This window comes from Streptomyces sp. NBC_00083 (assembly GCF_026343295.1).
Classification (GTDB): Bacteria; Actinomycetota; Actinomycetes; order Streptomycetales; family Streptomycetaceae; genus Streptomyces.
The window spans coordinates 375,076-388,933 of the sequence record NZ_JAPELY010000003.1; the positions used below are offsets into that span (position 1 = coordinate 375,076).

The 13,858-nt window shown below is 72.4% G+C and carries 11 protein-coding genes; 5 read left to right on the forward strand and 6 right to left on the reverse strand.

Features of this window, described 5'->3' with window-relative positions:
- Positions 1 to 20 precede the first annotated feature (20 nt).
- A complete protein-coding gene (locus tag OOJ98_RS25595) occupies positions 21 to 1,049 on the reverse strand; it encodes a YafY family protein (RefSeq protein ID WP_267057376.1) in 1,029 nt (342 codons plus the stop codon).
- A gap of 181 nt (positions 1,050 to 1,230) precedes the next feature.
- On the opposite strand from OOJ98_RS25595, the gene OOJ98_RS25600 reads away from it, so the two are divergent.
- Entirely contained in the window at positions 1,231 to 1,635 is a 405-nt protein-coding gene (locus OOJ98_RS25600; protein WP_267057377.1) for a glyoxalase/bleomycin resistance/extradiol dioxygenase family protein, read from the forward strand.
- 62 nt (positions 1,636 to 1,697) lie between these two features.
- Positions 1,698 to 2,435 carry a rhomboid family intramembrane serine protease gene (locus OOJ98_RS25605; protein ID WP_267057378.1) on the forward strand — a complete coding sequence of 246 codons (738 nt, stop codon included), beginning with the start codon at positions 1,698 to 1,700 and terminating at the stop codon, positions 2,433 to 2,435.
- A gap of 28 nt (positions 2,436 to 2,463) precedes the next feature.
- On the opposite strand, the gene OOJ98_RS25610 is transcribed toward OOJ98_RS25605, so the two are convergent.
- Positions 2,464 to 3,633 carry a copper resistance D family protein gene (locus OOJ98_RS25610; protein WP_267057379.1) on the reverse strand — a complete coding sequence of 390 codons (1,170 nt, stop codon included), beginning with the start codon at positions 3,631 to 3,633 and terminating at the stop codon, positions 2,464 to 2,466.
- Between the two features lie 318 nt (positions 3,634 to 3,951).
- On the opposite strand from OOJ98_RS25610, the gene OOJ98_RS25615 reads away from it, so the two are divergent.
- Entirely contained in the window at positions 3,952 to 5,247 is a 1,296-nt protein-coding gene (locus OOJ98_RS25615) for a serine hydrolase (RefSeq protein ID WP_267058239.1), read from the forward strand.
- A gap of 293 nt (positions 5,248 to 5,540) precedes the next feature.
- Here the strand turns inward: OOJ98_RS25615 and argG are convergent, their stop codons facing one another.
- Positions 5,541 to 6,989 carry an argininosuccinate synthase gene (gene argG / locus OOJ98_RS25620; protein ID WP_267057380.1) on the reverse strand — a complete coding sequence of 483 codons (1,449 nt, stop codon included), beginning with the start codon at positions 6,987 to 6,989 and terminating at the stop codon, positions 5,541 to 5,543.
- Between the two features lie 206 nt (positions 6,990 to 7,195).
- On the opposite strand from argG, the gene OOJ98_RS25625 reads away from it, so the two are divergent.
- Both OOJ98_RS25625 and OOJ98_RS25630 read left to right on the forward strand, forming a co-directional pair.
- Positions 7,196 to 8,380: an MFS transporter gene (locus tag OOJ98_RS25625; protein WP_267057381.1), complete on the forward strand. Its 1,185-nt coding sequence runs from the start codon at positions 7,196 to 7,198 to the stop codon at positions 8,378 to 8,380.
- Positions 8,381 to 8,528: 148 nt separating this feature from the next.
- Positions 8,529 to 8,918, forward strand: a complete 390-nt coding sequence (locus OOJ98_RS25630) for a nuclear transport factor 2 family protein (RefSeq protein ID WP_267057382.1) — start codon at positions 8,529 to 8,531, stop codon at positions 8,916 to 8,918.
- 143 nt (positions 8,919 to 9,061) lie between these two features.
- On the opposite strand, the gene OOJ98_RS25635 is transcribed toward OOJ98_RS25630, so the two are convergent.
- From OOJ98_RS25635 to OOJ98_RS25645, 3 genes are all read right to left on the reverse strand, one after another.
- Positions 9,062 to 10,468: a helix-turn-helix domain-containing protein gene (locus OOJ98_RS25635; RefSeq protein ID WP_267057383.1), complete on the reverse strand. Its 1,407-nt coding sequence runs from the start codon at positions 10,466 to 10,468 to the stop codon at positions 9,062 to 9,064.
- Between the two features lie 228 nt (positions 10,469 to 10,696).
- Entirely contained in the window at positions 10,697 to 12,961 is a 2,265-nt protein-coding gene (locus tag OOJ98_RS25640; RefSeq protein ID WP_267057384.1) for an ABC transporter ATP-binding protein, read from the reverse strand.
- Positions 12,958 to 13,839, reverse strand: coding sequence for an ABC transporter permease (locus OOJ98_RS25645; protein WP_267057385.1), 882 nt, complete (start codon positions 13,837 to 13,839; stop codon positions 12,958 to 12,960). Before OOJ98_RS25645 ends, OOJ98_RS25640 begins: the two co-directional genes overlap by 4 nt.
- Positions 13,840 to 13,858: the final 19 nt, after the last annotated feature.

The window sequence follows — 13,858 nt, forward strand, 5'->3', positions numbered from 1 at the left end:
GCCCGAGTGTCGCAAACACGTCATGCGGAGCCCTGGTCGTGGGGCGGGCGCGCCGAGCGGGCGAGCCGGTCGGCGAACTCGCCGACGAGGGTACGGAGTTCGGCCGGGCGCTCGATGACGAACGGCCGATCGAGGGAGGCGATCGCCGCGGGCACCCAGTCCAGGCGCTCGGCCCTCAACTCGACTCGGAACCACGGGGGTTGGTCACCGTCCCCGTGCGTGCGGCGCTCGCCGGCGATGTCCGTGAGCTGCGCCAGGCCGGCCGGCAGGCGGGCCCGGATCTGCTCGGCCGTCCCCTGCACGCGCAGGCTCACCTCGTGCGCGTACGGCGCCGTGGCGAGCCCGGTCAGGACGCGCTCGGCGGCGTCGATCCCGGCGGGCGGCACGAACGAGCCGGGCAGCGTACGGGCGTCGGCGACGCGGTCGAGCCGGAACATGCGCTCCTCGCCGAGCGCGGCGTCGGCGCCGGTGACGTACCACCGGCCGGCGTGGGCGACGAGCCCGTACGGATGCAGGACGCGCTCGCTGGCGCGGCCGTCGGCCGACGTGTACCGCAGGCGCACCGGCCGGTGGTGGCGTACGGCGTCGGCGAGGGGGAGCAGCACGCTGCTGCGAGGAGCGGCGGGCGGAACGGGCGCGCCCACGGCGGCGGGCGCCGTGAACGCGAGTGAGTCGAGGACGGCGTCGAGGCGTCGGCGGAGCCGCTCGGGCAGCACGCGGCGGATCTTCGCCGCGGCCGTCTCGCTCGCCACGCCCGTGCTCGTCATCAGGCCGGCCCGGCGGCCCGCGACCAGACCGAGCAGCACGGCGAGCGCCTCGTCGTCGCTCAGCATCAGGGGAGGCATCCGGTAGCCCGTGGCCAGCCGGTAGCCGCCGTACCGTCCGCGCACCGACTCGACGGGCACGTCGAGTTCGAGCAGGTGCCGCACATAGCGCCGCACCGTGCGCTCGTCGACGCCGAGCTGTCCGGCGAGTTCGGACACGGTACGGGTGCCGCCGGACTGAAGGAGTTCGAGGAGGGCGAGCACGCGGGCGGTGGGAAGGGGCATGCCGGAAAGTATGGCGCCGATACCGGGCGGATTCTGTCCGGTATTGGTCATAGCGTGTGGTCAGAGGCGCGGAACGCACCCGTGCGGCGACCGCGCCCTCGCTTGCTTCCACCCCCGGTCCGCCGCGGCCCCACTTCGCCGCGGCCCCACTTCGGCACGGCCCCCACTTCGGAGAGAACCCATGGACTTCGTCTCGATCCGCGTCATCACCGACGACATCGCCCGGCTCGTCGCGTTCTACGAGCGCGCCGCCGGCGTGCGGGCGAACTGGTCGACCGACGACTTCGCCGAGCTCAGGACCGCCTCGGCGACCCTGGCCATCGGCAGCACCCGTACGGTCCCGATGTTCGCGCCCGGCGCCGCGCGCCCCGCCGACAACCGGAGCGTCATCCTGGAGTTCCGCGTCGACGACGTGGACGGCGTCCACCGCGACCTGGCCGGCTCCGGCCTCGTCGAGGAGTTCGTGCAGCCGCCCACCACCATGCCGTGGGGCAACCGCTCGCTGCTCCTGCGCGACCCCGACGGCCACCTCGTCAACTTCTTCACGCCGGTGACCGAGGACGCCCTCGCGCGGTTTGGCGGCTGAGGCGGGCCCGACTCTACGATGCACCCCGGAACATGTCAGTCAGGGACGACGGGGGCACAACGGTGAGCGGGCCGACGCAGGGCTGGGACGGGGCGGGGCGGCGAACGGCCGAGGAGATGATCGCCGAGGCGCGCAGGGCGCTCTTCGTCATGTTCGGGTTCATGGCGGTCGTCTGGGCCCTGCAGGTCGTCAACTGGCTGGGGGACTACCGGCTCGACGCGGAGTTCGGTCTCATACCGCAGGACGTGAGCCGGCTGTCGGCCATCCTGGTCGCACCGTTCCTGCACTTCGGCTGGGACCACATCGAGGCCAACTCGGGGCCGCTGTTCGTCTTCGGGTTCCTCGCCGCGTACCGGGGCGTGGTCCGCTTCCTGTGGCTCACCCTCCTCGTCGCGGTGACCAGCGGGCTCGCCGTGTGGGTCTTCCAGGACACCCACACCCTCGGTGTGGGCGCCAGCGGCGTGATCTTCGGCTACTTCGGATACGTGGTGCTGCGCGGCCTCTTCGACCGGCGGCTGATCGACACGCTGATCGGCCTGGTGATGGCCGCGTCCTTCGCCTACCTGGTGACCGTCGCCGTTCCCGGCACCCCGGGCGTGAGCTGGCTGGCGCACCTCGGCGGACTGGTGGGCGGCATGGCCGGCGCGTACCTCCTGCGCGACCGGAGCCGACCCGCTCCGGCCGCCGCGGGCGAGACCCCGGGCGCGGGGCCCGCCGTGGGCGGGGCACCCGCCGTGCCCGCCCTCGACCCGGGCCGCGCCGACCTGCACAAGGAGCTCCGGGACCTCGGGCTGCTCTGAGCCGCCTCCGCCCCGGCCGTCGTGCCGCCTAGGCGGCCGCCACCGACTCCTCGCGGCGGGCGAGCGCGTCCGAGGTGCGCACCGTGATGTAGAGCGACGCGGCCAGGGTCAGGACCAGGGCGGCGCCCACACTGATGATGCTGCCGCTCGCCACCGGCTGCGGGCTGCCCGCCTCGGAGCGGGCCGAGCCGCTGAGGAAGGGGACCACGGCGAGGACGGCGAGGCCGAGGGCGACCTCGGCCCGGACGACCTTGGGGAAGTGACGCAGCGTCAGGTGGAACAGGGGTGCTGTCGCGTCGGCACGCCGGGCACGGGTGATGCGGGGCATCAGCCAGAACTGGTTGACGCCGCCGGCGGCGACCATGGAGAGCACCAGCAGGATCTTGACGAGCAGGAAGAAGCCGTAACGCGTGGTCCACAGCTGATCGATGCCGCCGACGTGCTTCCAGCTCATCCACAGGCCGGAGGTGAGCACGGCGCCGACGCACACCAGCGCGACGAGGCTGAAGCGCCGCCACACATCGGCCCACAGCGCGCCCGCGCTCTCGCCGAGCCGGCCCCGGGTGGTGGCGAGCCCGGCGAGGGCGGCGAGGCCGCCGGTCCATACCGTGCCGCTGACGATGTGGACCTGGTCGAAGACGAGGTCGAAGCTCTTGCTCGCGTCCTTCGGGGCGGTGGCCGGTATCGCGCCGACGAGCGTCACGGCGAGCGCGAGGGGCAGGGCGGTGAGGGCGAGAGCGTCGAGGTGTCTTCGAACCCGCGGGAAGAAGAGCGCGACGAGCGCGGCGGACGCCAGGACGACGAGGGCGTTCTGCGCCACGTAGACCGTTCCCTGCGCCACCCAGGCACCCTTGGCGGCCGGGGCGCCGAGGAAGTCTCCGATGGCGCCCGGCGCGAGCGCGTCACCGAAGGGCATGCCCTTGCCGGCCCTGGCCACCCGGCCGGCGAGCTGGAAGTAACCGCTCACGAGCAGGACGACCCCGGCCCAGGCCAGATACAGAGCCGTACGCCGACGCAGTACGTCGACGGCGCCCCGCTCGTGTCCCGGTGTGCGCAGTGCGGGACGCAGGGCGGCCGCGTAGGTCACGGTGGCGCCGATGGCCCCGGACAGACCGATGAAATAGCCGGATTTGGTGAGGATCCGCCAGAGCGGGGGCGTGGTGTAGCCGGCCGAGGCGGCCAGGGTTACGAGCGTCATGGTAGGTGAGGCTAACCTAAGTTTGCAGGGGTCGGGCCGTGCGGTTCACGACCTGGACACGCACGACGTGGCTCTGTCGCGGGACGTCGCAATTGCCGGCGCCGCAGGCGGAGCACGAACCCGGGCCGGGCCCCGCGGGGACGCCACAGGTGTGCCCGCCGCGCAACTCCGGCGCCGCCATGCGGGGGCGGACACACGGGCCTAGCGTGGGGAGGAAGTGATGTTCACCCGCCCGGACCCCAACCCGAGTCCGGGCGCCCTCGTCCGGCAGGAGGCCTGCCCGTGAGGTACTCACAGACCCAGTGGCGCCGAGCGTGTGTGGGGGCCGCGGCGGCCACGCTCCTGGCCGTACCCATCGCGGCCACCAGCGCCTACGGCGCCACCGCGCCCCCGGCGCCGTCGCCCGTCACGTCGGCGTCGGGCACCCCGTCGGGGTCCGGCTCACCGTTCGCGTCGAGTTCGCCCTCCTCGTCCAGCTCCCCCTCCACGTCGAGTTCGCCCTCCGCGTCGAGCGACTCCGCCTTCCCGCAGCTGAGCCCGGCCGTCGCCGCGCGTCTGGACACGGCCGTCAAGCAGGTCATGCGGGAGGCGAACGTCCCCGGTGTGATGGTGAGCCTGTCGGCCCCCGGCAAGGGCGAGTACGTCCGCACGTTCGGTGTCTCCGACAAGGCGACCGGCGCCCCCATGGCGACCAACATGTACATGCGGATCGGCAGCGAGACCAAGACCTTCACGGTCACCGCGATGCTCGAACTGGTCGACCAGGGCAAGCTCGGCCTCGACGACCCGATCGGCAAGTACATTCCCGGCGTGCCGAACGGCGACAAGATAACGCTCCGTCAACTCGCCCAGATGCGCAGCGGGTTGTTCAACTATTCGGAGGATCCGGGATTCGTCAACGCGCTGCTCTCCAATCCGGAGAAGCCGTTCACGCCGCAGCAGCTGCTTGACTACTCCTTCAAGCATCCGGTGATGTTCCAGCCGGGGAAGCAGTTCTTCTACTGCAACACCAACCTCATCCTGCTCGGCCTGGTGATCGAGAAGGCGAGCGGCATGCCGCTCCACGAGTACCTCGACCAGAAGGTCCTGAAGCCGGCCGGCCTGACCCACACCGTCTTCGCGACCGACGCCGCGTTCCCCAGCCCGCACGCCCAGGGCTACACGAACCAGACCCTGAACGGGAAGGTCGCGGTGACCACCAACTGGAACCCGACCTGGGCCTGGGCGGCCGGCGCGATGATCTCCGACCTCGGGGACCTGAAGAGCTGGGCCCGCACCCTGGCCACCGGCACCCTGCTCTCGCCGCAGACGCAGGCGCAGCGCCTCGAAACCCCGCCGTCGACGATCCCGGGCGCGGGATACGGCATGGGCATCTTCAACGTGCAGGGGTGGATCGGCCACAACGGTTCACTGCCCGGGTACGAGTCCCTGACGATGTACCTCCCCGAGTCGAAGGCCACGCTCGTCGTGCTGCTCAACACGGACATCACCCACGACGGGAGCGAGCCGAGCACGCTCTTCGGCCAGGCGATCACCAAGATCGTGACGCCGAACCATGTGTACAACCTCCCGGTGGAGGAGCCGCACCCGTCCGCCTCGGCATCGCCCAAGTAGGGCTGTGCATGCCCGCGTTGGCGCGCTAAGGGGCGCACGGACCACCCTGCGGACCTGGGGGCGCGAGCCCGGGAAGCGCGAGCGTCCGGCGATGCGAACCTCCCGTGTCCAGTGGCGCGAGCATCCGGTGACGCGATGATCCGGTGACGCGAAGACGGCGAAAGGCCCGCCCCTTGAAGGGGCGGGCCCTGTCGCGTTCTGCCCGCCGACCGAGCGGTGCCCGATCGCTGAGCAGGCGTTGCCCAGTCGGTGCGCCCAGTCGGTGCGCCTAGACGGTGCGCCAGTCGGTGCGCCTAGTCGGTGCCGGACTCCATCGCCGCGCGGTCCAGGAGCTCGTCGTCGGCCGAGACCTCGCCGCGCGAGGCGATGACCTCCGCGCCGCCCTCCGGCATCGCGCCGATGAGGCCGGTCGCCGCGGCCTGGGCGGCGCCGATCAGCTCCGGGTGCGCCGTGCCGACGATGCCGAGGCCCGCGTACTGCTCGAGCCGGGCACGCGAGTCGGCGATGTCGAGGTTGCGCATGGTGAGCTGGCCGATCCGGTCCACCGGGCCGAACGCGGAGTCCTCGGTGCGCTCCATCGACAGCTTGTCCGGGTGGTAACTGAACGCGGGGCCCGTGGTGTTGAGGATCGAGTAGTCCTCGCCGCGCCGCAGCCGCAGCGTCACCTCGCCGGTGACGGCGGAGCCGACCCAGCGCTGGAGCGACTCGCGGACCATCAGCGCCTGCGGGTCGAGCCAGCGGCCCTCGTACATCAGCCGGCCGAGCCGCCGGCCCTCGTTGTAGTACTGGGCGAGGGTGTCCTCGTTGTGGATCGCGTTGACGAGCCGCTCGTACGCCGCGTGCAGCAGCGCCATGCCGGGGGCCTCGTAGATCCCGCGGCTCTTCGCCTCGATGATCCGGTTCTCGATCTGGTCGGACATGCCCATGCCGTGGCGGCCGCCGATCGCGTTGGCCTCCATGACGAGGTCGACCGGTGAGGCGAAGTCCTTGCCGTTGATCGTGACCGGGCGGCCCTGGACGAACCCGATCGTCACGTCCTCGGTGGGGATCTCCACGGACGGGTCCCAGAAGCGCACGCCCATGATCGGCTCGACGGTCTCGACACCCGTGTCCAGGTGTTCGAGGGTCTTGGCCTCGTGGGTGGCGCCCCAGATGTTGGCGTCGGTGGAGTACGCCTTCTCCGTGCTGTCGCGGTAGGGCAGGTCGTGGGCGAGCAGCCACTCCGACATTTCCTTGCGGCCGCCGAGCTCGGTCACGAAGTCCGCGTCGAGCCAGGGCTTGTAGATCCGCAGGTGCGGGTTGGCGAGCAGACCGTAACGGTAGAACCGCTCGATGTCGTTGCCCTTGAAGGTCGAGCCGTCGCCCCAGATCTGGACGTTGTCCTCCAGCATCGCCCGCACCAGGAGGGTGCCGGTGACGGCACGGCCCAGGGGGGTGGTGTTGAAGTAGGCACGGCCGCCCGAGCGGATGTGGAACGCGCCGCACGCGAGCGCGGCCAGGCCCTCCTCGACCAGCGCCGCCCGGCAGTCGACCAGGCGCGCGATCTCGGCACCGTAGGCCTGGGCGCGGCCGGGCACCGACGCGATGTCGGGCTCGTCGTACTGGCCGATGTCGGCGGTGTAGGTGCACGGGACGGCGCCCTTGTCGCGCATCCACGCGACCGCGACGGACGTGTCGAGTCCGCCGGAGAAGGCGATGCCGACGCGCTCGCCGGCGGGCAGGGAGGTGAGAACCTTGGACATGGGAAGAGTATTCATCATTCCGAATGTTTATGCAAGCGAGGTCGTTGCTGCGGCTGAGCGAGGTCGTCGCCGCGGCTAGTTGACGTAGTACGGCCGGGGACCTCGCCAAGTGTTCCGAGGGCAGCCGTCGGGCACGAGACCGCGGGCCGGGCGCGCCTAGCGTTCCCACGTACTCAAGTTCTCCGGCATGGAAAGGAGGTGGCGTGATGCCGTCCCGCAGTTCGACACCGGCCCTGCTCGCGTTGTCGCTGGGCTACTTCAGTCTGGGGACGATCTCACTGGCGGTGGTCGGGCTCAATGGCCCCATCGGGGACGATCTGCAGGTGGCGCCGGCTCGCGTGGGCTTTCTGGTCACGGTCTTCGCGCTCACGTTCGCCCTGTTCGCCCCGGCGGCCCCGATCCTGCTGCGCCGCTGGAACCGCAGAAGGGTCCTGCTCCTCGGGATAGGACTGCTCACCGTGGGCGCGGTGCTCGGCGCGGTCGCCCCCAGCTACGGCTTCCTCGCCGCGACTCGGGTCGTCGGCGCGATGGGCGCGGCCGTCTTCGGGCCCGGGGCCTCGGCGGCCGGCTCCCTGATCGTCCCGCCCGAGCGCAGGCAGCGCGCCCTCGCGACCGTCTTCGCCGGAATGACGGCGGCCGCGGTCCTCGGGGTGCCGCTCGCCTCGTTCCTCGGCGGCAGCCTCGGCTGGCGCCCCGCGATGCTCGGCGTCGCCGCGCTCTCGGCGCTCGGATGCCTGCTCGTCGCGGTGTACGTGCCGGAGATCCCCTCCGGCGAGCCGCCCACCGTCGCGGCCTACCGCGACACCCTGCGGACCCCCGCCGCGCTCTCGACCGTGTCGACGACGCTGCTGTTCATGGCGGCCCAGTTCACCGTGTACGGCATCGCGGGCGCCTATCTCAAGGACCGTTTCGGTGCCTCGCCGGGGCTGATCTCGGTCACGCTGCTCGCCTTCGGCGTCATCGGGGTCCTCGGCAACGCCGCTTCGCCCCGGATCGCCGAGAGGCTCGGCGGCCCGCGCACCATCACCATCGCGGTCGCCGGCCTCGCCGCCGGATTCCTGCTCCTCCTGATCGCCCCGCACTCCGGGCCGGGCCTGGTGCTCTTCGCGCTCTGGGCGTTCTTCAGCCAGATGTACCAGGCGCCCCAGCAGGCCCGCCTGGTGGAGCTGCTGCCCGCGCAGCCCGGCCTGATCCTCGCGATGAACGCCGCCGCCCTCTACCTCGGTATGAGCCTCGGCAGCTTCATCGGCAGCGCCCTGCTGCCCGGTATGGGCGCGGGCCCCATCCCGGCCGTCGCGCTCGTCATCCTCGCCGTCGCCGCCGTCACGCACGCCTCTTCGGCGCGCAGAGTCGCGGTGGGCGAGCCCACCATCCCGGTCCCCGCGCCCTAGCGGGCCACTTCGTGGGCCCAGCGCCCTAGCCGGCCACCCCGTGGGCCCCGCGCCACAGCGGGGGACTGCACTGGTCCCGCCGGCCACGGCCGGACCCGCGCCCACGCCCGCACACACCGTCACGTCATCACCACATCAGGGAGTCACCGTGTCCAACCACGCCGAGTCCGTGCGCGACGTCCAGCTCGTCCGCGACTACATTGAGAACATCTGGAACGAGGGCCTGACCGGCCGCGCCGACGAGTACCTGGCCGAGCACCTCATCCAGCACAACCCCAACCTGCCCGACGGCCGCAAGCCCCTCGTCGACTTCATCGACGGTTTCCGCGAGCAGCTGCCCGAAGCCCGCTTCGAGATCCGCCGGACGGCGGGGGAGGGCGGCCTGGTCTTCGCCCACTCCCACTTCCGGCCGGAGCCGGGCCACCGCGGCGTGGTCGTCGTCGACATCTTCCGCATCGAGGACGGCCGCATCGTGGAGCACTGGGACGTCCGCGAGGACGTGCCGGAGACCACGCTCAGCGGCAACGAGGTCCACTGAGCGCAGGCGTACGCCGCTGCATCGCACACGCACAGCCGTGCCCCGCCCCGGGATTCGGGGGGCGGGGCACCGCGCGCATCCGCGGTGGACCACCGGTTGGGCCTGCGGCTGCTCCCCGCCCGAACGGACCCGCTCCGGTCCGGCTACCGGCGGTGTCGCGCGCTCTCGCCGGTCGCCGGTGCCGGGACATCCGCCGGGCGGCGTGTCCGCTCGCCGGGGGCGGTGCGCGGAGCGGGTGTCGGCTGGAGGCCGCTCGCCGACAGGGCCGCGTCATAGGCGACGAGGGCGCGCTCGGTGTGACCCTCGTTCCGCCATAGGTCGCCGATGAGACGCCAGTGCTCCGCGACCTCGTAGGTGGGGTCGAAGAGCCTCAGCTCGTGGGCGGCCGCTTCGAGGACCTGCTCGCCGAGAGCGCTCTCCTCGCGCAGGAAGTGCACCTTCGCGAGGATGGTCCGGGCGCAGGCCGTGAGGACCCGTGGTTCGCTCCCGAGAACCTCCAGAGCGCGCTCGGCCCGCGCTGCGGCCTGTGTCCAGTCGCCGAGCGCGATGTCGGCCTGCGCCAGGCAGAGTTCGCAGCGGGCCATCTCATCGGCGGTGCCGGCCGCGGCGAGGGACTCCTGCGCGTCCAGGAGAAGGTCCTTGGCGCGGTCGAGTCGGGGGGCCTCCGCCTCCAGGAGCAACAGCCCGTAATTCATCTTGAGCGTGGCGACATGGCGCACGTTGTCGTCCTCGGCCATCATCGCCAGCGCCCGCTCGGTGAGGGCCAGAGCCTCGGCCCGCTGCCCGCGTGACGAAGCGATCATGGCCGCGTTCCAGTACACCGCGCCCCGCGCCGCCCGCGCACCCTGCTTCTCGGCGACCGCGATGAGCCGCTGAGCCATGAGATGGGCCCGGGTGCGGTCCCCGCGCATGCGATAGCAGCCCATGAGCGTCGAACCGAGCTGAATGTGATCGACCGTCACATCGAGTCCCAGCGAGTCCAGTTTGCTCATGGCCCGCTCGCCGATCTCGATGCCGATCGTGATGTCGCCCATGGTCCGGTAGCACCGGATCAGGGCCACGGCCGTCCGGCACCACTCGTCCGACCCGGCCGCCACCGCCCGGTCGGCGTAGACGTCCTCCAGGAGTGGGATCGCGGCCTCCAGGCGGCCGAGCTTCTCCAGCGCGGAGGCCTGGCCCACCCGGGCACGGCGTTTCATGGCGGCGTCCAACGGCAGTTTCCCGGTGAGCAGATCGCTGAACGTCCACAGCGCCTCGCCGTCCGCGCCGTTGCGCAGGGCCATCTCGGCGAAGGCCAGCCTGAGGCCGGCCTCCTCCGTCTCGTGCTCGTCGAGCCCCGTCCGCAGATATGCGGCGCTGCAGCCCAGCTTCTGGGCCAGCGTGGCGAGCACCGTCTCCGAAGGTGCTCGCTTGCCCGCCTCGATCAGTGACACGTAGCTGGTGGAAATCTCGTCGGACGCGAGGTCCTGCTGCTTGAGGCCGCGCTGGACCCGCAGTTCCCGCAGGCGTCGGCCCAGGGCGGCGGGGGAGGAGGGCTCTGTGTGATCCACGGCGACTCCTTCGAGCAACGGTCCTTGACTCCGATCATGACAAGCGGAACCACCCACCGCAAGCGCCTGGTTCGCCGCCGTCCGACTGGCCGGATGACCGGGAGTCGACGTGCGGAGTCAAGGCCCGGCGGATGCGAGTGGCTCGGTCCGGCGCATGCGATGCCCGGCCCGTGCGGGGCGCGCGATCGAACGGCGGCGCCGGACCGCGTCCCGTGTGCTGACGAAGGCTCAGCGCGCCGGCGGGAGTTCTCCCGGAACGCGGCGGAGTGGGGCGGGGCCCGGGACCACTCCGGCACCGCGGGCGCCCCTCGCCTCGTACGGGACGTGGCAGGACGCGGTGTGTCCCGCCGCCGGGTCCGCGGGGACCGGCGCCGGAGTCTCGTGCTCGCACATCCCGCGCCGCCGCTCGTCGAGGGCGGCGTACACGGTGCAGCGCCCGCGGAAGCGGCACCCCGTCAACAGGTCGGTACGGCCGGGGAGTTCGGCGCCCGGGGGGACCCGGATGCGGGCCCGCTCGGCCACCGGGTCGGGCAACGGTACGGCGGACAGGAGGGCCCGGGTGTAGGGGTGGCGCGGGGCGGTGAAGACGTCGTCGACGGGGCCGCTCTCCACGGTCCGGCCCGCGTACATCACCACGACCCGGTCGGCGATCTGACGCACCACGGCCAGGTCGTGCGTCACGAACAGGCACGCGGGCCCCTGGCCGGTCCGCAGCCCGCGCAGCAGATCGAGGATGCCGGCCTGCACGGATACGTCGAGGGCCGAGACCGGCTCGTCGAGGAGCAGGAGATCGGGCCGGACGACCAACGCCCGTGCCAGGGCGATGCGTTGGCGCTGGCCGCCGGAGAAGTGGTGCGGGCGGCGCTCCGCGTCGGCGGCGTCCAGCCCCACCCGGCGCAGGACCTCCGGCACGCGCGCCGCGATGTCCGCCTTGGTCGCGCTCCGGGCGCGCAGCGGCTCGGCCACGATGTCGGCGACCCGCATCCTGGGATCGAGGCCGGCCATCGGGTCCTGCACGAGGATCTGTACGGAGCCGCGCAGCCGGCGGACGTCGGCGCGGCTCAGCGTGGCCGTGTCGAGCCCCGCGACCTCGATGGACCCGGAGTCCGGGGCAGCGAGGGCGATGATCTCCATCAGGGTGGTGGTCTTCCCCGACCCCGACTCGCCCACCAGGGCCACGGTCTCCCCCCGGCCGACCTCCAGGTCCACCCGGTCGAGCACGACCCGGCGCCCCGCCGCCGCCCGGCGGCCGAACAGACCCGGCCGGCCGGGTGCCGGAAGTGACTTGGCGAGCGCCGTGACACGCAGCGGCGGCGCTCCGTCCGAGCTCCCGTGCGAAGCCCCGTTCGTAGCTGCGCCCGTGGTCCTGTCCGCGGTGCTGCCCGGGGTTCCGGTCGGCGACGCGCGACGCGGAGGGACGGCCGTGGCGGAGGCAGGAAACAATGCGGAAGCGTACTGCCCCACGAGAGCGTCCGACCGGAAGCAGGCAGCCAAGTGCGCCTCTGGGGCGAGCAGTTGGGTCCCGGCGCCGGGCTCCGCCAGATCCGGTCCGACGTCGGCCCCCGCAAGCTCCGGCTCGGCCTCCCGGCAGGTATCCGTGGCCAAGGGGCAGCGCGGGGCGAAGGCGCACCCGGGGCCCGTGCTGTCCGGGCCGGCCGCGACACCGGGGATCGGGGTGAGGGGGACGGCGGCGTCCAGGCGGGGGACCGAGCCGAGCAGGCCCAGGGTGTACGGCATGCGCGGGTGCGAGAACAGCGCTTCCACGGGGCCCGTTTCGACGATGCGCCCCGCGTACATGACGGCCACCCGGTCGGCCGTCCTCGCGATCACCCCGAGGTCGTGGCTGACGAGCAGCAGCGCCGCGCCGGTCGCCCGCCGCGCGCTCTCCAGGGCGTCCAGCACCTGTGCCTGGATCGTGGCATCCAGTGCGCTGGTCGGCTCGTCCGCCACGATCACATCGGGATCGTTGGCGATCGCTGTCGCGATCATGGCGCGTTGGCGCAGCCCGCCGGAGAGTTCGTGCGGATACGAGCGTGCGACACGCCCGGGATCGGGGACGCCCACGACGTCGAGCAGCTCAACGGCGCGCGCGCGTGCCAAGGGGCGTGCGGGGCGGGGGCGTTGGTGAATCCGGAGCGCCTCACCGATCTGGTCGCCGATGTGCTGGGCCGGGTTGAAGGCGGCGAGCGGGTCCTGGAAGACCATCGCGATGCGCCGGCCACGCAGCCTGGCCAGCTCGCGCACGGGCAGACCGACGAGCTCGGTGCCGAGCAGCCGTACCGAGCCGCTCGCCCGCGCCCCGGCCGGCAGCAGGCCGAGAAGCGCCAGGGCCGTCGACGTCTTGCCGGCCCCGGACTCGCCGACCAGGCCCAGCACTTCGCCACGGCGCAGCGTGAACGCCACCCCGCGCACGACGGGCAGCGGCTTACGGTCACGACCGGCGAACGACACCCGCAGATCCCGTACCTCCAGCACCGGAGGAGCGGCACTCATCGCCCGCCCTCCCCCCGGTCCGAGCCGACGTCCAGGACGTCCCGCAGAGCGTCGCCGACCAGGTGTACCGCCAGGACGAAGAGCAGCAGCGCACCGGCGGGGAAGAAGAACATCCAGGGGCAGGTCAGCGCCACGTCGCTGCCCGCGGCGATGAGCGTGCCCAGGGACACGTCCGGCGGCTGCACCCCGAAACCGAAGTAGGACAGGCCCGTCTCGCTGATCACGGCCGCGGCTACCGCGACCGTCGCGTCGGTGATGAGGAACGAGGCGAGGTGCGGCAGCACGTGCCGCGCGATGATCCGGAACGGTCCGACCCCCATGTGCCGGGCTGCGGCCACGAACGGGCGTTCGCGCAGCGAGCGCGTCATGACGCGGACCGCCCGCGCGGTGATCATCCAGCCGACCGCGGCCAGCAGAAGGGCGAGCGCCGGCCAGCCGAACCGGCGCAGCTCGGGTGCGAGCAGCACGAGGAGCAGAAAGCCGGGGACCACGAGCAGCAGATCGACCACGAACATCAGTGCCCGGTCCACCCAGCCCCCGAAGTATCCGGCGCAGGTGCCGAACACCGCCCCGAGCGCCGTGCCGGCCGGGGCCACCACCGCTCCGATGAGCAGCGACTTCTGCAGCCCCCGTACCGTCTGCGCGAAAACGTCCTGCCCGATGCGGCTCGTGCCCATCCAGTGCCGGGCGCTCGGGGCGTCGCGCAATGCGGCGTAGTCGATGTCGGTGTGGCTCCAGGGCGTCAGGCAGGGACCCGCGTACGCCAGCAGAACGAGCCCCGCGAGCAGCGCACTGCCGGTCCACGCCCGGGGCGACCGCAGCAGCGCCAGGCCGGTCACGGCGCCGCGCCCGCGCAGCAGGGTGGCCGGCCCGTCCATCGCGGCCTGCCCCCTCGCC